The organism is Chimaeribacter coloradensis (genome assembly GCF_002858715.1).
Taxonomy (GTDB): Bacteria; Pseudomonadota; Gammaproteobacteria; order Enterobacterales; family Enterobacteriaceae; genus Chimaeribacter; species Chimaeribacter coloradensis.
The window spans coordinates 16,750-36,888 of sequence record NZ_PJZH01000021.1 but is presented as its reverse complement, the minus strand read 5'-3'; the positions used below and the strand labels follow the sequence as shown (position 1 = coordinate 36,888).

The following is a 20,139-nucleotide window of genomic DNA, read 5'->3' as shown; positions in this document are numbered from 1 at the left end:
ATCCAGCCAGATTAATCCCAATGACATCCTGCCTTGTAGCGCCTGCAACAAAGTTGTGATGTGATACACAAAAAACCCCACTACTCTCACTGCTTCTTAGGACAGAACACCATGGCAACCAATGCAAAACCCGTATATCAGCGTATCCTGCTAAAGCTGAGTGGCGAAGCCCTGCAAGGCGCAGAAGGTTTTGGTATCGACGCTAGCGTTTTGGATCGTATGGCACAGGAAGTAAAGGAATTGGTCGAGCTGGGCATCCAGGTCGGTGTGGTCATTGGCGGGGGTAACTTGTTCCGCGGTGCGGGCCTGGCTCAGGCCGGCATGAACCGCGTAGTGGGCGATCACATGGGAATGCTGGCCACCGTGATGAACGGCCTGGCGATGCGTGATGCGCTGCACCGTGCCTATGTGAATGCCCGCCTGATGTCTGCAATTCCGCTGAACGGCGTGTGTGACAACTACAGCTGGGCCGAAGCGATCAGCCTGCTGCGTAACAACCGCGTGGTCATCTTCTCTGCCGGTACCGGTAACCCATTCTTTACCACTGACTCCGCAGCCTGCCTGCGCGGCATCGAAATCGAAGCTGACGTGGTACTGAAAGCGACCAAAGTAGACGGTGTCTACTCCGCTGACCCGGTGAAAACCCCGGACGCCACGCTGTACGACCAGCTCTCCTATGCCGATGTGCTGGAACGTGAGCTGAAAGTCATGGACCTCGCGGCCTTTACCCTGGCACGTGACCATAACCTGCCGATCCGTGTGTTCAATATGAACAAACCGGGCGCGCTGCGCCGCGTCGTGATGGGCGAAAAAGAAGGCACGCTGATCTGTAAATAACGGCGTACCCGTAATTTTGGTATCATGGGCGCACGCGGGAGCGGCACAGGCTGCCGGTGCTCCCCTGTTATCTTTAGCCAGTCTCGCTGCTGGTTTGAATATTTACCGACTATACTGAGTGTAGAGTCTGCCAAGTAACCAGTTTTCAAGGGTTCGCAACGTGATTAACGAAATCAGAAAAGATGCTGAAACGCGTATGGAAAAATGCGTGGAAGTGTTTAAAAACCACATCAGTAAAATCCGTACCGGCCGTGCTTCCCCGAATATCCTGGACGGTATTCAGGTGGAATATTACGGTTCCGCAACGCCGCTGCGTCAGCTGGCCAACATCGTGGCTGAAGATTCACGCACCCTGGCGATTACCGTCTTTGACCGTAGCCTCGGCCCGGCCGTTGAGAAAGCCATTATGGCCTCTGACCTCGGCCTGAACCCGTCCTCTGCGGGTACCGTGATCCGTGTGCCGCTGCCGGCACTGACGGAAGAGCGCCGTAAGGACCTGATCAAAGTCGTGCGTAACGAAGCTGAGCAGGGCCGCGTTTCTGTGCGTAACGTCCGCCGTGATGCGAATGAAAAAGTGAAAGTCCTGCTGAAAGATAAAGAGATCAGCGAAGATGAAGAGCGTCGTTCTCAGGATGATATCCAGAAAATGACCGATGTTTTCATTAAGAAAATCGATGCCGCGCTGGCAGATAAAGAAGCGGAATTGATGGAATTCTGATTCCCGCTGTGAAATAAAGCGTCGCCCCGGCGGCGCTTTATTATTTTATAAGGTGATATTTCTGTTTGTCGCTGAAATCCCATAGACAACAGAGGTTGCAGGTTTCAGACTGGACGCCTTCCTATCATAATAAACAGTTATTCAGAGCATCCTCATGAAGCAACTGACCATTCTGGGTTCTACCGGGTCTATTGGCACCAGCACGCTGGCTGTTATTCGTGCCAACCCTCAGCAATTTGCGGTTAAGGCATTGGTTGCCGGGCGCAATGTCGATGTCATGGCACAACAGTGTGCTGAATTCAGGCCTGAATATGCCGCGATGGCGGATGAGCCCTCGGCCGGGCAGCTGCGTGAGCGGCTGGCGGAGATGGGTGTCCGCGTTGAGGTGATGGCGGGCGAACAGGCCGCCTGCGCCCTGGCGGGCCTGCCTGAGGTTGATCAGGTGATGGCGGCCATTGTCGGCGCGGCCGGCCTGCTGCCGACGCTGGCCGCGATCCGGGCCGGCAAACAGGTGTTGCTGGCGAATAAAGAGTCCCTGGTGACCTGCGGGCGCATCTTCATGGATGCCGTGGCCCAGAGCGGCGCCCAGCTCCTGCCTATCGACAGCGAACATAACGCGATTTTTCAGAGTTTACCGGAAAGTATTCAGCGCCGTCTGGGGTATGCTTCCCTGGAAGATCATGGTGTCTCGCGCATCATCCTGACCGGTTCGGGCGGCCCGTTCCGCGATACGCCGCTGGCCGATTTCCCGGCCGTCACCCCGGCGCAGGCCTGCGCGCACCCTAACTGGTCGATGGGCCGTAAAATCTCCGTCGATTCCGCCACCATGATGAATAAAGGACTGGAATATATTGAGGCCCGCTGGCTGTTCAATGCCTCGGCTGAACAGATGGAAGTGATCCTGCATCCGCAATCGGTCATTCATTCCATGGTGCGCTACCGTGACGGCAGCGTCCTGGCCCAGCTCGGCTCCCCGGACATGCGCACGCCGATCGCCCATGCGATGGCCTACCCGCAACGGGTTGAGGCGGGCGTGGCGCCGCTGGATTTCTGCCGCACCGGCGCGCTGACCTTTATGGAGCCGGACTATCAGCGCTACCCCTGTCTGAAGCTGGCCATTGATGCCTGCAATGCCGGCCAGGCGGCGACCACCGCCCTGAACGCGGCTAATGAAATTGCCGTGGCGGCATTTTTGGATAATGAGATCCGCTTCACTGACATTGCCGCAATAAACCGTGGCGTGCTTGATACACTGGCACTGACTGAGCCGCAAAGCGTCGGGGATGTGCTGGAGATTGACCGCCAGGCACGTGACGCCGCCCTGCGGCAGCTGAACGTGTCCTCACGCTGAGCTATCTGCTTGCATTTACGGCAATTTGTCGCCGATAGGTGAAAATGGTATAGTCAGCGCCTCCCGGCACCTGTCATGAATATCAGTAAAAAGGATTTTCAGCGGCGCGCTGCGACCGGCAGACCGGGGGCTTTTTAGGGTAAGCCGTGCCTGTTCACGGCTTTTTTGCGCACACAGGGCCTTATGTTCCGGTAGCACTGTTGTATTTCTGATTGAGGAAATAAGTACGCGTTATGTCGTCCGCAAATCAACAAGGGGCTGACCTGCCCATCCCGGGACCACGCCACGTCGCCATTATTATGGACGGCAATGGGCGTTGGGCTAAACGTCAGGGAAAGTTACGGATCTTTGGTCATAAAGCAGGGGTGAAATCGGTGCGCCGCGCAGTGAGTTTCGCTGCCAACCACCATCTTGATGCACTCACGCTTTATGCCTTCAGCAGTGAAAACTGGAATCGTCCCGCACAGGAAGTGACCGCACTGATGGAGCTGTTTGTCAGGGCGCTGGACAGCGAAGTCAAAAGCCTGCATAAACATAACGTCCGCTTACGGGTCATTGGCGATACCAGCCGGTTCAGCGCCCGTCTGCAAGAGCGGATCCGGCGTTCCGAAGCGCTGACTGAAAATAATGATGGCCTGACGCTTAACATTGCCGCGAACTATGGCGGCCGCTGGGATATTATTCAGGGAGTGAGAACGCTGGCGCGACAGGTTCAGGCCGGTGAGCTTCTGCCGGAGCAGATTACCGAAGAGGGCCTGAGCGAGCTGGTCTGCCTGCATGAGCAGGCGCCTGTGGATCTGGTGATCCGGACGGGCGGGGAACACCGTATCAGTAATTTTTTGCTGTGGCAGATTGCCTACGCTGAGCTTTACTTTACTGATGTCCTCTGGCCTGATTTTGATGAACATGTCTTTGAAGGTGCGCTGAATGCATTTGCACATCGCGAGCGCCGCTTCGGGGGAACAACACCTATCGGCGCCGATGCGTCCTAGGGAGAACTTTTGCTGAAGTATCGCCTCATCACCGCGTTTATTTTAATCCCGATCGTCATCGCTGCGCTGTTTCTGCTTCCGCCGGTTGGGTTCGCTGTCGTTACCCTGGTCGTCTGTATGCTGGCGGCCTGGGAGTGGGGGCAGCTCGCCGGTTTTACCTCACGGAACCAGCGCGTCTGGCTGGCTATTCTGTGCGGCTTCCTGCTGGCACTTATGATGCTGACCATTCCGGCGTACCACCAGACGGCGCATGTCCCGCAGGTGAGCCTCTCTCTGTGGGCCTCCCTGGTGTGGTGGGGCGCGGCACTGCTGCTGGTGCTGTTCTACCCCAAATCAGCCGGGGCGTGGCGCAACTCAACGCCGCTGCGGCTGCTGTTTGGCCTGCTGACCATCGTGCCGTTCTTCTGGGGCATGGTGTCGCTGCGCCAGTATGGGTATGACGAAAACCCGGCCACCGGCGCATGGTGGCTGCTGTATGTGATGCTGCTGGTCTGGGGTGCGGATTCCGGGGCCTATATCTTCGGCAAACTGTTCGGAAAACATAAGCTCGCTCCTAAAGTTTCACCGGGGAAAACCTGGCAGGGGCTGATTGGCGGGCTGGTGACCTCGGCCGTGATCGCCTGGGCTTTCGGCCGCTACGCGCCGCTGAGCATCCAGCCGATGACCCTGCTGGTCTGCTCCATCGTGGCGGCGCTGGCCTCCGTGCTGGGCGACCTGACCGAAAGCATGTTCAAGCGTGAAGCCGGTATCAAGGACAGCGGCAGTCTTATCCCCGGCCATGGCGGGATTCTCGACCGGATTGACAGCCTGACAGCGGCAGTACCGGTGTTTGCCTGCCTGATGCTGTTGGTGTTTTAAGCCGTCTGAGACGGGGAGTTTAGGGAATATGATGAACATACTCTGGAGCCTGGCGGCGTTTATCGTTGCGCTGGGGGTGTTGATCACCGTGCATGAGTTCGGCCATTTCTGGGTCGCCCGTCGCTGTGGTGTCCGTGTTGAACGTTTCTCTATCGGTTTCGGCCGCGCGCTCTGGCGGCGGACCGACCGGCAGGGGACGGAATATGTTATCGCGCTTATTCCCCTGGGCGGCTACGTCAAAATGCTCGACGAGCGGGTCGAGGCCGTCCCGCCTGAATTACGTCATCAATCCTTCAACAATAAAACCGTCTGGCAGCGTGCAGCGATTATCAGCGCCGGGCCGGTGGCCAACTTTATCTTCGCGATTTTTGCCTACTGGCTGGTGTTCATCATCGGCGTGCCGAGCCTGCGCCCGGTAGTCGGGGAGATAGCCCCGGATTCCGTTGCCGCACGCGCGGAAATTTCGCCGGGCATGGAACTTAAGTCACTTGGCGGCATCGAAACGCCTGATTGGGATTCAGTGCGTCTGGAGCTGATTGGTAAAATTGGCGATGCACAAACCACGGTAGGTGTGGCACCGTTCGGGTCTTCGCAGGTCACTGAGAAGACACTGGATTTACGCCAATGGCAGTTCGAGCCGGACAAGCAGGATCCCGTCGTGGCACTGGGCATTATGCCGCGCGGCCCGCAGATTGAACCGGTACTGGCTGAGGTGCAGGCCGGGTCAGCTGCGGTAAAAGCGGGTTTGCAACCCGGTGACAGGATCGTTAAAGTCAATGGTCAGCTTTTGGGGCAGTGGCAACGTTTTGTCACGCTGGTGCGTGATAATCCGGGTAAACCACTGGCGCTTGAGATTGAGCGGGGCGGTTCCCCCTTGTCTTTGACCCTGATTCCGGATACAAAGCCGGCAGGTCAGGCTGGGGGGGAAGGGTTTGCCGGTGTGGTTCCTAAGGTGATCCCGCTGCCTGATGAATACAAGACGATCCGCCAGTATGGGCCGTTTACCGCATTTTATGAGGCCGGGGATAAAACCTGGCAGCTCATGAAGCTGACGGTCGGGATGCTGGGCAAGTTGATTACCGGTGATGTCAAGCTGAACAACCTGAGTGGCCCGATTTCGATTGCACAGGGCGCCGGGATGTCAGCGGAGTTTGGGTTGGTCTATTACCTGATGTTCCTGGCGCTTATCAGCGTGAACCTCGGGATTATTAACCTGTTCCCACTGCCGGTACTGGATGGTGGACACCTGCTCTTCCTGGCGATTGAAAAGCTGAAGGGTGGGCCGGTTTCTGAGCGAGTACAAGACTTCAGCTATCGCATCGGCTCGGTATTGCTGGTGCTGTTGATGGGGCTTGCACTTTTCAATGATTTCTCCCGCCTCTGAGGTGGGGGATAGGTTAGGAAGAACGCATAACAACGATGGCGATGAAAAAGTTGCTCATAGCGTCGCTGCTGTTTGGCAGCGCCACCGTATACGGTGCAGACGGGTTCGTAGTGAAGGACATTCATTTCGAAGGCCTGCAACGAGTTGCCGTCGGTGCGGCGTTACTCAATATGCCGGTTCGCGTAGGCGATACGGTGAATGATGAAGATATCAGCAGCACCATCCGTGCCCTGTTTGCCACAGGGAACTTCGAGGATGTCCGTGTCCTGCGTGATGGTGATACCTTAATCGTCCAAGTGAAAGAGCGCCCGACAATCGCCAGCATCACTTTCTCCGGAAATAAATCGGTGAAAGATGACATGCTCAAACAGAACCTGGAAGCCTCCGGCGTCCGCGTTGGTGAAGCGCTCGATCGCACGACTCTCTCCAGCATTGAGAAAGGCCTGGAGGATTTCTATTACAGCGTCGGTAAATACAGCGCCTCTGTGAAAGCAGTGGTCACGCCGTTGCCGCGTAACCGTGTTGACCTGAAACTGGTCTTTACGGAAGGCGTCTCTGCCAAAATCCAGCAGATTAACATCGTGGGTAACCATGCGTTCCCGACCGATGAGCTTATCTCGCGCTTCCAGCTGCGTGATGAAGTGCCGTGGTGGAATCTGGTAGGTGACCGTAAATACCAGAAGCAGAAGCTGGCCGGAGATCTGGAAACCCTGCGCAGTTTCTACCTGGACCGTGGCTACGCCCGTTTCAATATCGACTCTACCCAGGTGAGCCTGACGCCGGATAAGAAGGGCATTTACATCACCCTGAATATCACCGAAGGCGAGCAGTACAAACTCTCCGGCGTAGAAATTAACGGCAACATGGCCGGGCACTCGGCGGAAGTCACCAGCCTGACTAAAATCGAGCCGGGCGAGCTTTATAACGGCACCAAAGTGACCAAAATGGAAAACGACATCAAACAGATGTTGGGCCGTTATGGTTACGCCTACCCGCGCGTGATTACCCAGCCGGAAATCAACGATGCGGACAAAACGGTAAAACTGCATATTGCAGTGGATGCCGGCAACCGCTTCTACGTGCGTCATATCCGCTTTGAAGGCAATGACACCAGCAAGGACTCCGTCCTGCGCCGCGAAATGCGCCAGATGGAAGGGGCCTGGCTGGGCAACGATCAGGTTGACCAGGGTAAAGAGCGTCTTAACCGCCTCGGCTACTTTGAAAGCGTGGACGTGGACACCCAGCGTGTTCCGGGCACGGCCGATCAGGTCGATGTGACCTATAAGGTGAAAGAGCGCAACACCGGTACCTTTAACTTTGGTGTGGGTTACGGTACCGAAAGCGGCGTGAGTTTCCAGGTTGGCGTTCAACAGGACAACTGGCTGGGCACCGGGAATACCGTGGGCATCAGCGGCACCAAGAACGACTACCAGACCTACGCAGAACTCTCCCTGACCGACCCGTACTTTACGGTGGACGGGGTCAGCCTGGGCGGTCGTCTGTTCTATAACGACTTTAAAGCAGACGACGCCGACCTGTCGGACTATACCAACCGCAGCTATGGCCTCGGCACCACGCTGGGCTTCCCGGTCAACGAGAATAACTCGCTGCGCCTGGGGCTGGATTACGTCCATAACGACTTGTCCGATATGGAGCCGCAGGTCAATATGTGGCGTTACCTGAACTCCGTCGGTGTTAACCCGGCGGTGACCGTAGGTGAAGATACCAACACCACCGACTTCAGCGCAGATGACTTCATGCTGAACCTCGGCTGGACCTACAACAACCTTGACCGCGGCTACTTCCCGACTTCCGGGACGCGTGCCAGCCTGAACGGCAAGGTCACGGTGCCGGGTTCCGATAACGAATACTACAAAATCACCTTCGACTCGACCTCCTACCTGCCGCTGAGCGAAAACCGCGAGTGGGTGTTGATGGGCCGTGCCCGTGCCGGTTATGCCGATGGCCTGGGCGGCAAAGAAGTGCCGTTCTACGACAACTTCTATGCCGGTGGTTCAAGCACCGTGCGTGGCTTCCAGTCCAACACCATTGGCCCGAAAGCGGCGTATTACCGTTGTAACAGCGGTAACACCAGCTATGCAGGTTGCCCGGTGGAGAACTCGGATGACGCAGTGGGCGGTAACGCCATGGCGGTTCTGAGTGCTGAACTTATCGTACCGACGCCGTTTATCAGTGATAAATATGCCAACTCTGTGCGCACCTCCCTGTTTGTGGATGGCGGTACGGTCTGGGATACCAACTGGGAAAACACCTCCGCGACGGATGCTGCCGGTGTGCCGGATTACAGCTCGCCGGATAACTTCCGCGTGTCGTCTGGTATCGCGCTGCAGTGGATGTCTCCGCTGGGGCCGCTGGTCTTCTCCTACGCACAGCCAATTAAGAAATATGATGGCGACAAGGCGGAGCAGTTCCAGTTTAATATTGGGAAAACGTGGTAATGCAGCCTGCGGGCTGCGTACCCAGTTAGATCACGACGACATCACGCGGCCGCGCCCTTTCCCAGGCGAGCTCTGGGAAAAGGCAGTGTGTTTTGCTTGATGGGTTGTGTAATTCAAGTGTCTCTGACACAAACGGGTGATGTTAAGGAGTTTATAGTGAAAAAGTGGTTGTGTGCCGCGAGCCTCGGTTTAGCAATGGCTGCGTCTGCAGGCGTTCAGGCTGCTGACAAAATTGCAGTCGTTAACGTTTCCAGCATTTTCCAGCAGCTTCCTGCTCGTGATGCAGTTGCCAAGCAACTGGAAGGCGAGTTCAAAAGCCGTGCCACTGAATTGCAGGGAATGGAACGTGATCTGCAAACCCAGATGCAAAAACTGCAACGCGATGGCTCTACCATGAAAGCCAGTGAGCGCAGCAAACTGGAAAAAAGCGTGATGGCCCAGCGTGAAACCTTCTCCAGCAAAGCGCAGGCGTTCGAGCAGGATAACCGCCGCCGCCAGATGGAAGAGCGTAACAAGATCCTGAGCCGTATTCAGGATGCAGTGAAATCCGTTGCCAGCAAAGAAGGCTATGACGTGGTCATCGACGCAAACGCCGTGGCTTACGCAAATGCTGACAAAGACATTACGGCTGACGTGCTGAAACAGGTTAAATAATCCATGTCTTCAATTCGACTGGCTGATCTTGCGCAGCAGTTGGATGCACACGTGCACGGTGATGGCGATCTCGCCATCACCGGCATTGCTTCTATGCATTCCGCAGATTCTGAGCACATCACTTTCCTTTCCAACAGCCGCTACCGTGACCAACTTGCCGCCTGCCGGGCGGGCGCTGTGGTCTTAACGGAAGCTGACCTGCCGTTCTGGCACGGGGCTGCACTGGTAGTGAAAAACCCTTACCTGACCTACGCGCGCATGGCGCAGCTGATGGATACGACCCCGTCACCGGCGGAAGATATCGCACCGAGTGCGGTGATCTCCCCGCAGGCGAGCCTGGGGGCCAATGTGGCCATTGGTGCCAACGCGGTGATTGAGTCCGGCGTTGTCCTGGGCGACAACGTGGTGATCGGCGCGGGATGTTTTATCGGTAAAAATACCCGGATTGGCGCAGGCACCCGTCTGTGGGCCAATGTGTCGGTTTACCACAATATCGAAATCGGCCAGCAATGCCTGATACAATCCGGCACGGTCATTGGCGCAGACGGTTTCGGCTATGCTAACGATCGTGGTAACTGGATCAAAATTCCTCAGCTCGGCACGGTAAAAATCGGTGACCGGGTAGAGATTGGTGCCTGCACTACCATCGACCGTGGTGCACTGGATGACACCCAGATCGGCAACGGTGTTATCATTGATAACCAATGTCAGATTGCGCATAACGTCGTGATTGGCGACAATACGGCGGTTGCGGGCGGTGTTATCATGGCCGGCAGCCTGAAAATCGGCCGTTACTGCCAGATTGGCGGGGCCAGTGTGATCAATGGTCACATGGAGATCTGCGATCAGGCGGTGGTCACCGGAATGGGAATGGTTATGAGACCAATCACTGAACCTGGGGTATACTCTTCGGGCATTCCGTTGCAAACCAATAAAGCGTGGCGCAAAACTGCCGCGCTGGTGATGAATATTGACGAAATAAACAAGCGCTTAAAAGCTGTTGAGCGTAAAGTCGGAAAAGACTAATCACCACCCCTTGCCCGCTAAGCAGTGGGCAGGGCCGCAAAGTGCAGCAGCATTTTGCCTATACATACCCCTATTTGCGGCCTGCCTTATGCCCTCCTTTTGGGGGTTAAGCAGGCCGTGTTATTAATGCCATCAGTTTTTTTAGACAGGAAGAGTATTTTGACTACTGACACTCATACTCTGCATATTGAAGAGATTCTGGACTTGCTTCCGCACCGCTATCCTTTTTTGCTGGTCGATCGCGTTCTGGATTTCGAGGAAGGTAAATTCCTTCGTGCAGTGAAAAACGTTTCAGTCAACGAACCGTTTTTCCAGGGCCATTTCCCTGGTAAGCCGATTTTCCCAGGTGTACTGATCCTTGAGGCTATGGCTCAGGCTACCGGTATTCTGGCCTTTAAAAGCGTCGGAAAACTCGAGCCGGGTGAACTCTACTACTTCGCTGCCATTGACGACGCCCGCTTCAAACGTCCAGTATTACCGGGTGACCAGATGATTCTGGAAGTTGAATTCATTAAAGAACGTCGTGGCGTAGCGCGTTTCAAAGGTGTCGCCAAAGTTGACGGTGAAGTGGCCTGCGAAGCTACAATGATGTGCGCCCGTCGTCGGGAGAGTTAATTCGTGACTGACAAATCCGCCTATATCCATCCCAGCGCTATTGTTGAAGAGGGTGCCGTTATCGGTGCCGGCGCGCATATCGGCCCTTTCTGCTATATCGGCTCAGACGTTGAGATCGGTGAAGGGACGGTGCTGAAATCGCATGTTGTGGTCAATGGCGTCACCAAAATTGGCCGTGATAACACGATCTATCAGTTCGCTACCATTGGTGAAGTTAACCAGGATCTGAAGTACGCCGGGGAACCGACGCGCACTGAGATCGGCGATCGCAACAGCATCCGTGAAAGCGTCACCATTCACCGCGGCACCACCCAGGGCGGCAACCTGACGAAGATTGGCAATGACAATCTGCTGATGGTTAATGCGCATGTGGCGCACGACTGTGTGATCGGTAACCGCTGTATTCTGGCCAATAACGCCACCCTGGGCGGCCATGTGCATATCGATGATTTCGCGATCATCGGCGGCATGACGGCGATTCACCAGTTCTGTGTGATTGGTGCGCATGTGATGGTAGGCGGGTGTTCCGGTGTGGCGCAGGATGTGCCGCCGTTTGTCATCGCGCAGGGCAACCATGCCACGCCGTTCGGCATCAATATCGAAGGGCTGAAACGCCGCGGTTTTGAGAAAGAGTCACTGCACGCTATCCGTAATGCCTACAAAGTGCTCTATCGCAGCGGGAAAACGCTGGAAGAGGCGTTGCCGGAGATTGCTGCTATCGCTGAGCAACATCCTGCGGTCAAACCTTTCAGTGAGTTCTTTGCCCGTTCCAAGCGCGGCATTATTCGCTGACCTATGCAAAAGCGTCCATTGACGATCGGCCTGGTGGCCGGTGAAACTTCCGGCGACATTCTTGGCGCCGGTTTGATTCGCGCGCTGAAAGCACACCACCCCGACACCCGCTTTGTGGGTGTCGCAGGGCCGCTGATGCAGGCCGAAGGGTGTGAAGCCTGGTATGAGATGGAAGAGCTGGCGGTGATGGGCGTGGTGGAAGTGGTTGAACGGCTGCCACGCCTGTTGAAAATCCGCCGCGACCTGACCCGGCGCTTCAGCGAGTTACAACCCGATGTGTTTGTCGGTATTGATGCCCCGGATTTCAACATCACCCTGGAAGGGCGGTTGAAGCAGCGCGGCCTCCGTACTATTCACTACGTCAGCCCCTCCGTCTGGGCCTGGCGGCAAAAACGCGTTTTCAAAATCGGCAAAGCCACCGATCTGGTGCTGGCTTTCCTGCCTTTCGAAAAAGCGTTTTACGATAAATTTAATGTGCCTTGCCGCTTTATCGGCCATACCCTGGCTGATGCGATGCCGTTGCAGCCGGATAAACAGCAGGCGCGCCAGCGGCTCGGTATCGCGGCCGGGGCGCGTTGCCTGGCGTTATTGCCGGGCAGCCGCAATGCCGAAGTAGAGATGCTCAGCGCCGATTTCCTGCGTACTGCGCTGTTACTGCGTGAGACCTATCCCGATCTGGAAATCGTGGTGCCGCTGGTGAATGCCCGGCGCCGTGAGCAGTTTGAGCGTATCAAAGCGGAGGTAGCGCCTGCGTTGCCAATGCACCTGCTGGACGGCCAGTCACGGGATGCGATGATCGCCAGTGACGCCGCGCTGCTGGCGTCCGGCACTGCCGCGCTGGAGTGTATGCTGGCAAAATGCCCGATGGTGGTGGGTTACCGGATGAAACCTTTCACCTTCTGGCTGGCCGAGCGGCTGATCAAAACGCCGTATGTGTCACTGCCCAACCTGCTGGCCGGGCGTGAGATTGTCACCGAGCTGTTGCAGCACGACTGCGTGCCGGAGAAACTGGCCGCCGCCTTGTTGCCGCTGCTGGCCGGGGGCGGGCAGAGCGAGGCACTGAAGCAGACTTTCCTCGAATTACATCAGCACATCCGCTGCGACGCCGATGAACAGGCGGCGCAAGCCGTATTGGAACTGGCTCATCCATGAGTGAAATTTTTGTCTATCCCGCCGCACGCTGTATCGCCGGTGTGGATGAAGTAGGCCGCGGCCCCCTGGTAGGGGCGGTGGTGACGGCTGCCGTCATCCTCGACCCGGCCCGCCCGATTGCCGGGCTGGCAGATTCCAAAAAACTCAGTGAAAAGCGCCGCCTGGCGCTGTTTGATGAGATCACGGAGAAGGCGCTGGCCTGGAGCCTCGGGCGCGCCGAGCCGGAAGAGATTGATGAGCTGAATATTCTCCACGCCACCATGCTGGCGATGCAGCGGGCGGTCGCCGGGCTGGCCGTGACACCGGATATGGTGCTGATTGACGGCAACCGCTGCCCGCCGTTGCCGATGGCCGCCCAGGCGGTGGTCAAAGGGGACAGCCGGGTCGCGGAGATCAGCGCCGCGTCGATCCTGGCTAAAGTGACCCGTGACCGCGAGATGGCCGAGCTGGATCAGCAGTTCCCGGACTACGGTTTTGCCCAGCATAAAGGGTACCCTACCGCCTTTCACCTGGAGAGGCTGGCGCAGTTCGGTGCGACAATCCACCACCGGCGCAGTTTTGGCCCGGTCAGGCGCTTACTGACGCTGACCGCGCAGTAATATCATGCCCTGTGCACCCGCCGGTGCGCAGGCTTCTATTCATTCTATTCTGGTATTTCGATATGGCCGAACCTCGTTTTGTTCACCTGCGTGTACACAGTGACTATTCCATGATCGATGGGCTAGCCAAAGTGGGCCCGTTGGTTAAGCGAGCGGCTGCCCTCGCTATGCCTGCCCTGGCAATAACGGATTTCACCAACCTTTGCGGGCTGGTGAAGTTTTACGGCAGCGCACACGGCGCTGGGATCAAACCGATCATCGGCGCGGATTTCCATGTGCAGAGCGCGGAGCTGGGCGACGAGCTGGCCCAGCTCACCGTGCTGGCGATGAATAATGAAGGTTATCAGAACCTCACCCTGCTGATTTCGCGCGCCTATCAGCGCGGTTATGGCGCAGCCGGCCCGATCATTGACCGGGAGTGGCTGGCCGAGCAGAAAGAGGGGCTGTTGCTGCTCTCCGGCGGCCGCCTGGGTGATGTCGGCAAATTCCTGCTGCGCGGCAACCAGGTGCTGGTCGATCAGGCGCTGGCGTTTTATGCCGAGCATTTCCCCAACCGCTACTACCTGGAGCTGATCCGCACCGGGCGCGCGGATGAGGAGGCCTATCTCCATGCGGCCGTAGCACTGGCCACAGAACGCGGTGTGCCGGTCGTGGCGACCAACGATGTACGCTTCCTGGTGGCCGACGATTTTGATGCGCATGAAATCCGCGTGGCTATCCATGACGGCTTTACCCTCGACGATCCCAAACGGCCGCGCAATTACAGCCCGCAGCAATACATGCGCAGCGAAGAGGAGATGTGTGAGCTGTTTGCCGACATCCCCGAGGCGCTGGAAAACAGCGTGGAGATCGCCAAACGCTGTAACGTGACGATCCGGCTCGGCGAGTACTTCCTGCCGCAGTTCCCCACCGGGGAGATGACCACCGAAGATTTCCTGGTGATGAAATCCCGCGAGGGGCTGGAGGAGCGGCTGGAATTCCTGTTCCCTGACCCGGAGGTGCGGGCGCAGAAGCGGCCGGAGTATGACGATCGCCTTGAGGTTGAGCTGAACGTCATCAACCAGATGGGCTTCCCCGGCTACTTCCTGATCGTGATGGAGTTTATCCAGTGGTCAAAAGACAACGGCGTGCCGGTGGGGCCGGGGCGTGGTTCGGGTGCCGGTTCACTGGTGGCTTACGCGCTGAAAATCACCGACCTCGATCCGCTGGAATTTGACCTGCTGTTCGAACGTTTCCTGAACCCGGAACGTGTCTCGATGCCCGACTTCGATGTCGACTTCTGCATGGAGAAGCGTGACCTGGTGATTGAGCACGTGGCGGAGCTGTATGGCCGTGACGCGGTCTCCCAGATCATCACCTTCGGTACCATGGCGGCCAAAGCGGTAATCCGTGACGTCGGCCGGGTGCTGGGCCACCCCTATGGCTTTGTGGACCGCATCTCCAAGCTGGTGCCGCCCGACCCGGGCATGACGCTGGAGAAAGCCTTTGCCGCCGAGCCGCAGCTGCCGGAGATCTACGAGGCGGATGAGGAAGTCCGCGCACTGATCGACATGGCCCGCAAGCTGGAAGGGGTGACGCGTAACGCCGGTAAACACGCCGGTGGCGTGGTGATTGCGCCCACGAAAATTACCGATTTTGCGCCGCTCTATTGCGATGCGGAAGGGAACCAGCCGGTTACCCAGTTCGACAAGAATGACGTGGAGTACGCTGGGCTGGTGAAGTTTGACTTCCTCGGCCTGCGTACCCTGACCATCATCAACTGGGCGCTGGAGATGATCAACGCCCGGCGCGCCAAACAGGGGCTGGAGCCGATCGACATCGCCTCGATCCCGCTTGATGACAAGAAAAGTTTCGACATGCTGCAACGCTCGGAGACCACCGCGGTGTTCCAGCTCGAATCGCGCGGCATGAAGGATCTGATCAAGCGCCTGAAACCCGACTGCTTCGAAGATATGATCGCCCTGGTGGCGCTGTTCCGCCCCGGCCCGCTGCAATCGGGCATGGTGGACAACTTCATCGACCGTAAACATGGCCGCGAAGCGATCTCCTACCCGGACATCCAGTGGCAGCATGAGTCGCTGAAGCCGGTGCTGGAGCCGACCTACGGCATCATCCTCTATCAGGAGCAGGTGATGCAGATTGCGCAGGTGCTGGCGGGTTACACGCTGGGCGGCGCAGACATGCTGCGCCGTGCGATGGGGAAAAAGAACCCGGTCGAAATGGCCAAGCAGCGCGGCGGGTTTGAGGACGGCGCGAAATCACGCGGCATCGACGGCGAATTGTCGGTGAAAATTTTCGACCTGGTGGAGAAGTTTGCCGGCTACGGCTTTAACAAATCCCACTCTGCCGCCTATGCGCTGGTCTCCTACCAGACGCTGTGGCTCAAGGCGCACTACCCGGCGGAGTTCATGGCCGCGGTGATGACCGCCGACATGGACAACACCGAAAAAGTGGTCGGGCTGGTGGACGAATGCTGGCGCATGGGGCTGAAAATCCTGCCGCCGGACATCAACAGCGGCCTCTATCATTTCCACGTCAATGATGACGGTGAGATTGTTTATGGCATCGGCGCGATCAAAGGCGTCGGGGAAGGGCCGATTGAGGCGATCATCGAGGCGCGTAATAAAGACGGCTACTTCAAAGAGCTGTTTGACCTCTGCGCCCGCTCTGACATCAAAAAGCTGAACCGGCGGATTCTGGAGAAGCTGATCATGTCCGGGGCGTTTGACCGCCTGGGGCCGCACCGCGCCGCGCTGATGAATTCGCTGGGCGACGCGCTGAAAGCCGCCGATCAGCACGCGAAAGCGGAAGCGATCGGCCAGGTGGACATGTTCGGCGTGCTGGCCGAGGCCCCGGAGCAGGTGGAGCAGTCCTACGCCAGCGTCGCGCCGTGGCCGGAACAGAAAGTGCTGGATGGGGAGCGCGAAACGCTGGGGTTATACCTCACCGGCCACCCCATCACGCAATACCTGAAGGAGATCGAACGTTATGCCGGCGGGCAACGTTTGAAAGATATGCACCCGACGGAACGGGGCAAAATGACCACTGCGGCAGGATTAGTGGTGGCATCACGCGTTATGGTGACCAAACGGGGTAACCGCATCGGGGTTTGTACGCTGGATGACCGCTCAGGGCGTCTGGAGGTGATGCTGTTCACCGATGCGCTGGAAAAATACCAGCATTTGCTGGAAAAAGACCGTATCCTGATTGCCACCGGACAGGTCAGCTTTGATGACTTCAGCGGCGGCCTTAAAATGACGGCCCGTGAACTCATGGACATCAGTGAAGCCCGGGAAAAATATGCTCGCGGGCTTGCTATCTCGCTGACTGACAGGCAAATTGATGACCAGCTTTTGAACCGTCTCCGTCAATCGTTGGAACCCCACCGATCGGGGACGATTCCAGTGCATCTGTATTACCAGCGCGAAGATGCACGCGCACGGTTGCGCTTCGGGGCAACCTGGCGCGTCACGCCGACCGATCGCTTATTGCTGGATTTACGCACCTTGGTCGGTAATGAGCAGGTGGAACTGGAATTTGACTAATATAGGAATACTATGAGTCTGAATTTTCTTGATTTTGAACAGCCGATTGCAGAGCTTGAAGCGAAAATTGACTCGCTGACTGCAGTCAGTCGTCAAGACGAAAAATTAGATATTAATCTGGACGAAGAGGTTCAGCGCCTGCGTGAGAAAAGCGTGGAATTGACCCGCAAAATCTTCTCCGATCTGGGGGCCTGGCAGATCGCCCAGCTGGCGCGCCATCCGCGCCGCCCTTATACGCTGGATTATATCGAACATATTTTCACTGAGTTTGACGAGTTGGCCGGTGACCGTGCCTACGCGGATGACAAAGCGATTGTCGGCGGCATCGCCCGCCTCGATGGCCGCCCGGTGATGATCATCGGCCACCAGAAAGGGCGCGAGACCAAAGAGAAGATCCGCCGTAACTTTGGTATGCCGGCACCGGAAGGTTACCGCAAAGCCCTGCGTCTGATGGAGATGGCCGAGCGCTTCAAAATGCCGATCATCACCTTCATCGACACCCCGGGCGCTTACCCGGGCGTTGGCGCGGAAGAGCGCGGCCAGTCAGAAGCGATCGCCCGTAACCTGCGTGAGATGTCTCGCCTGAAGGTGCCGGTCATCTGCACCGTGATCGGTGAAGGCGGCTCCGGCGGCGCTCTGGCCATCGGCGTGGGTGACAAAGTCAACATGCTGGAATACAGCACCTACTCGGTGATCTCGCCGGAAGGCTGTGCCTCCATTCTGTGGAAAAGCGCCGACAAAGCGCCGCTGGCCGCAGAAGCGATGGGCATCATCGCCCCGCGCCTGAAAGAGCTGAAGCTGATCGACTCGGTGATCCCGGAGCCTCTGGGCGGCGCGCACCGCGACATCCCGGCGGTGGCGGCGTCCCTGAAAGCCCAGCTGCTGGCTGACCTCAGCGACCTCGACGTGCTGAATGAAGAAGAGCTGCGCAATCGCCGCTACCAGCGTCTGATGACCTACGGCTACTGCTGACAGGTTAACGTACGCAGACAGCCCGCCCCCGCAAGGGGGCGGGCTTTTTTATTGCCGCTGCCGGCAGAGATAAATGATTTATTCTCATTCACTCCCGGCGGGTTTCTCTTTTTATTATTTATGCCTTTCACTTTTCTTTATTTTATTCCCCCTTCATTCATCATGTTCGCCATTGAGATGAATTGAGTTTGTCACCCGGCCGGCGCTATTTAAGCTGAACATGTTTCGCGTCAGGCGGAATAATTACGGCGGCCGGCGCGATGGCAGACATTAGCGTGGCGGCCGCTATTTTGTTCTCAAAGGGGTTAACTATGACAATGACATCCACGCAAAAAATAGCGCTGAATTCGATTGCGCTTTCACTGGGGCTGTGTGCTTATCTGCCGCTTCAGGCAGCAGAAACCACAACCACCAAAACGGCTGAACCTTACGTTGTAAAATACAGTGATTTAGTTAATAAAGAAAAAGAGCTGACGACCGACCCATTAATGCTGAGCGTAAAAGAATCTATCCGCACGCTGGATAATACATTAGTGGAACAGATTGAACCGGGAAAACCCTCTAATCCAGAAAACGTAAAACGGGTTGAGAAAATATTAACGAATAAGGATTGGGACTATATTTTCCCGCTGCGTGCGCCGGAATACAGCTACAGTAATTTCCTTAAAGCGATGGGTAAATTCCCGGCGGTGTGCGGCACCTATACCGACGGGCGGGATTCCGAGGCAATTTGCCGTAAAGTGCTGGCGACCATGTTTGCCCACTTCGCGCAGGAGACCGGCGGCCATGAAAGCTGGCGGCCGGAAGCGGAGTGGCGGCAGGGGTTGGTGTGGCTGCGTGAAATGGGCTGGGCCGAAGGCCAGCCGGGCGGCTATAACGGCGAATGTAACCCGGACGTGTGGCAGGGCCAGACCTGGCCGTGCGGTAAAGACGCCGAGGGGAACTTCCTCAGTTACTTTGGCCGGGGGGCCAAACAGCTCTCTTATAACTATAACTACGGGCCATTCTCTGACGCGATGTACGGCACCGTGCGCACCCTGCTTGACCGCCCGGACCTGGTCGCCGACACCTGGCTGAACCTGGCCAGTGCGGTATTCTTCTTCGTTTACCCGCAGCCACCGAAACCCAGCATGCTGCATGTGATCGACGGCACCTGGGTGCCCAACGACCATGACAAAGCCAATGGGCTGGTCCCCGGCTTCGGCACCTCGATTCAGATCATTAATGGCGGCGTTGAGTGCGGCGGGCCGCAGGATATCGCCCAGGGCCTGAACCGTATCTCTTACTATAAGAGCGAAGCGGAGTACCTGAAAGTGCCGGTACCGGCCGATGAGGTGCTGGGCTGCGCCAACATGAAACAGTTTGATGAAGGCGGCGCAGGTGCCTTGCCGATCTACTGGGAGCAGGACTGGGGATGGAGCCCCGATACCCCGGACGGCAGTACTTACGCCTGTAAACTGGTAGGTTACCAGACGCCGTTCACCGCCTTTAAAGAGGGTGACTATGTGCGCTGTGTTCAGCATAACTTTAAAGTCACCATTGAAGGCGCGCCGGGTGAGGGCGGTTCCGCTGAGCCGGTCGTACCGGATACCAAACCTGTGGTTCCGGATACTAAACCGGTGGTTCCTGATACCAAACCTGTGGTGCCGGACACCCCGGCCACGCCGGAAAACCATGCGCCGGTTGCCGTGATTGCCGGCCCGATTGGTGCCGTGGAGAGCCAGGCGAACGTAACGCTGAACGCGGGCGACTCCCATGACGCTGACGGCAATACCCTGAGCTATACCTGGTTGCTGCCGAACGGCAGAAGCCTGGCCGACAAAACCAGCCTGAGCTTCGTGGCACCGGTCGTGACCAAAGAGACCACCTATAAATTTACCCTGACCGTGTCGGACGGCAAAAGCAGCAGCGTTGCCCGTTACGAACTGAAAGTGTCGCCGAAAGTGCTGCCGATCCCGGATGCAACTACCGGCTGCGCCAACTCCTGGGAGCAGAATAAAATCTATTACGGGGGTGAAAGTGTTGTCTGGAAAGGCAATGAGTACCGCGCAAACTACTGGACACAAAACAATGAACCCGGGAACCCGGACTTCACCGGTGACTGGTCACAATGGAAGCTGATTAAAAGCTGTAAATAAGCGGTGTGATTGACGCAAGGAGTCACTGGGCGGGGCAACCCGCCCAT

General features: G+C 57.1%; 16 protein-coding genes. All 16 read left to right on the top strand.

The annotated features are described in order from the left end of the window. Nucleotides 1-111 precede the first annotated feature (111 nt). Nucleotides 112-837 (top strand): UMP kinase, encoded by a 726-nt coding sequence (gene pyrH, locus CYR32_RS16245; protein ID WP_101826206.1) that lies wholly within the window; start codon nt 112-114, stop codon nt 835-837. Between the two features lie 160 nt (nt 838-997). After that, on the top strand, nt 998-1,555 hold the full coding sequence (gene frr / locus CYR32_RS16240; RefSeq protein ID WP_101826205.1) for a ribosome recycling factor: 558 nt from the start codon (nt 998-1,000) through the stop codon (nt 1,553-1,555). 154 nt (nt 1,556-1,709) lie between these two features. Next, nucleotides 1,710-2,906: a 1-deoxy-D-xylulose-5-phosphate reductoisomerase gene (gene ispC / locus CYR32_RS16235; protein ID WP_101826204.1), complete on the top strand. Its 1,197-nt coding sequence runs from the start codon at nt 1,710-1,712 to the stop codon at nt 2,904-2,906. A gap of 233 nt (nt 2,907-3,139) precedes the next feature. Then, nucleotides 3,140-3,898 (top strand): (2E,6E)-farnesyl-diphosphate-specific ditrans,polycis-undecaprenyl-diphosphate synthase, encoded by a 759-nt coding sequence (gene ispU / locus CYR32_RS16230; RefSeq protein ID WP_101826203.1) that lies wholly within the window; start codon nt 3,140-3,142, stop codon nt 3,896-3,898. Between the two features lie 9 nt (nt 3,899-3,907). Further along, nucleotides 3,908-4,756 carry a phosphatidate cytidylyltransferase gene (cdsA, locus tag CYR32_RS16225; protein WP_101826202.1) on the top strand — a complete coding sequence of 283 codons (849 nt, stop codon included), beginning with the start codon at nt 3,908-3,910 and terminating at the stop codon, nt 4,754-4,756. A gap of 28 nt (nt 4,757-4,784) precedes the next feature. Next, complete coding sequence (rseP, locus tag CYR32_RS16220) at nt 4,785-6,140, top strand: sigma E protease regulator RseP (protein WP_101826201.1); 1,356 nt, start codon at nt 4,785-4,787, stop codon at nt 6,138-6,140. A gap of 35 nt (nt 6,141-6,175) precedes the next feature. After that, a complete protein-coding gene (gene bamA / locus CYR32_RS16215; RefSeq protein ID WP_101826200.1) occupies nt 6,176-8,599 on the top strand; it encodes an outer membrane protein assembly factor BamA in 2,424 nt (807 codons plus the stop codon). A gap of 156 nt (nt 8,600-8,755) precedes the next feature. Continuing rightward, a complete protein-coding gene (skp, locus tag CYR32_RS16210; protein ID WP_101826199.1) occupies nt 8,756-9,253 on the top strand; it encodes a molecular chaperone Skp in 498 nt (165 codons plus the stop codon). A gap of 3 nt (nt 9,254-9,256) precedes the next feature. Then, nucleotides 9,257-10,279, top strand: coding sequence for a UDP-3-O-(3-hydroxymyristoyl)glucosamine N-acyltransferase (gene lpxD / locus CYR32_RS16205; RefSeq protein ID WP_101826198.1), 1,023 nt, complete (start codon nt 9,257-9,259; stop codon nt 10,277-10,279). Nucleotides 10,280-10,438: 159 nt separating this feature from the next. Beyond that, the gene (gene fabZ / locus CYR32_RS16200) at nt 10,439-10,894 is read left to right on the top strand and encodes a 3-hydroxyacyl-ACP dehydratase FabZ (protein WP_101826197.1); all 456 of its coding nucleotides are present in this window, start codon (nt 10,439-10,441) and stop codon (nt 10,892-10,894) included. 3 nt (nt 10,895-10,897) lie between these two features. Next, nucleotides 10,898-11,686: an acyl-ACP--UDP-N-acetylglucosamine O-acyltransferase gene (gene lpxA, locus CYR32_RS16195; RefSeq protein WP_101826196.1), complete on the top strand. Its 789-nt coding sequence runs from the start codon at nt 10,898-10,900 to the stop codon at nt 11,684-11,686. Between the two features lie 3 nt (nt 11,687-11,689). After that, nucleotides 11,690-12,838 carry a lipid-A-disaccharide synthase gene (gene lpxB / locus CYR32_RS16190; protein ID WP_101826195.1) on the top strand — a complete coding sequence of 383 codons (1,149 nt, stop codon included), beginning with the start codon at nt 11,690-11,692 and terminating at the stop codon, nt 12,836-12,838. Then, nucleotides 12,835-13,437 (top strand): ribonuclease HII, encoded by a 603-nt coding sequence (rnhB, locus tag CYR32_RS16185; RefSeq protein ID WP_101826194.1) that lies wholly within the window; start codon nt 12,835-12,837, stop codon nt 13,435-13,437. Before lpxB ends, rnhB begins: the two co-directional genes overlap by 4 nt. A gap of 62 nt (nt 13,438-13,499) precedes the next feature. After that, the gene (gene dnaE / locus CYR32_RS16180) at nt 13,500-16,982 is read left to right on the top strand and encodes a DNA polymerase III subunit alpha (RefSeq protein WP_101826193.1); all 3,483 of its coding nucleotides are present in this window, start codon (nt 13,500-13,502) and stop codon (nt 16,980-16,982) included. A gap of 12 nt (nt 16,983-16,994) precedes the next feature. Further along, nucleotides 16,995-17,954, top strand: coding sequence for an acetyl-CoA carboxylase carboxyl transferase subunit alpha (gene accA, locus CYR32_RS16175; protein ID WP_101826192.1), 960 nt, complete (start codon nt 16,995-16,997; stop codon nt 17,952-17,954). Nucleotides 17,955-18,265: 311 nt separating this feature from the next. Continuing rightward, nucleotides 18,266-20,092: a glycoside hydrolase family 19 protein gene (locus CYR32_RS16170; protein WP_420912847.1), complete on the top strand. Its 1,827-nt coding sequence runs from the start codon at nt 18,266-18,268 to the stop codon at nt 20,090-20,092. Nucleotides 20,093-20,139 lie beyond the last annotated feature (47 nt).

What these genes read in the sequence shown, in the direction of transcription:
- lpxD (WP_101826198.1), top strand. Translation starts at nt 9,257, where the DNA reads ATGTCTTCAATTCGACTGGCTGATCTTGCGCAGCAGTTGGATGCACAC.
- rnhB (WP_101826194.1), top strand. Translation starts at nt 12,835, where the DNA reads ATGAGTGAAATTTTTGTCTATCCCGCCGCACGCTGTATCGCCGGTGTG.
- CYR32_RS16170 (WP_420912847.1), top strand. Translation starts at nt 18,266, where the DNA reads ATGACAATGACATCCACGCAAAAAATAGCGCTGAATTCGATTGCGCTT.
- lpxB (WP_101826195.1), top strand. Translation starts at nt 11,690, where the DNA reads ATGCAAAAGCGTCCATTGACGATCGGCCTGGTGGCCGGTGAAACTTCC.
- ispC (WP_101826204.1), top strand. Translation starts at nt 1,710, where the DNA reads ATGAAGCAACTGACCATTCTGGGTTCTACCGGGTCTATTGGCACCAGC.
- dnaE (WP_101826193.1), top strand. Translation starts at nt 13,500, where the DNA reads ATGGCCGAACCTCGTTTTGTTCACCTGCGTGTACACAGTGACTATTCC.
- bamA (WP_101826200.1), top strand. Translation starts at nt 6,176, where the DNA reads ATGGCGATGAAAAAGTTGCTCATAGCGTCGCTGCTGTTTGGCAGCGCC.
- rseP (WP_101826201.1), top strand. Translation starts at nt 4,785, where the DNA reads ATGATGAACATACTCTGGAGCCTGGCGGCGTTTATCGTTGCGCTGGGG.
- accA (WP_101826192.1), top strand. Translation starts at nt 16,995, where the DNA reads ATGAGTCTGAATTTTCTTGATTTTGAACAGCCGATTGCAGAGCTTGAA.
- pyrH (WP_101826206.1), top strand. Translation starts at nt 112, where the DNA reads ATGGCAACCAATGCAAAACCCGTATATCAGCGTATCCTGCTAAAGCTG.
- ispU (WP_101826203.1), top strand. Translation starts at nt 3,140, where the DNA reads ATGTCGTCCGCAAATCAACAAGGGGCTGACCTGCCCATCCCGGGACCA.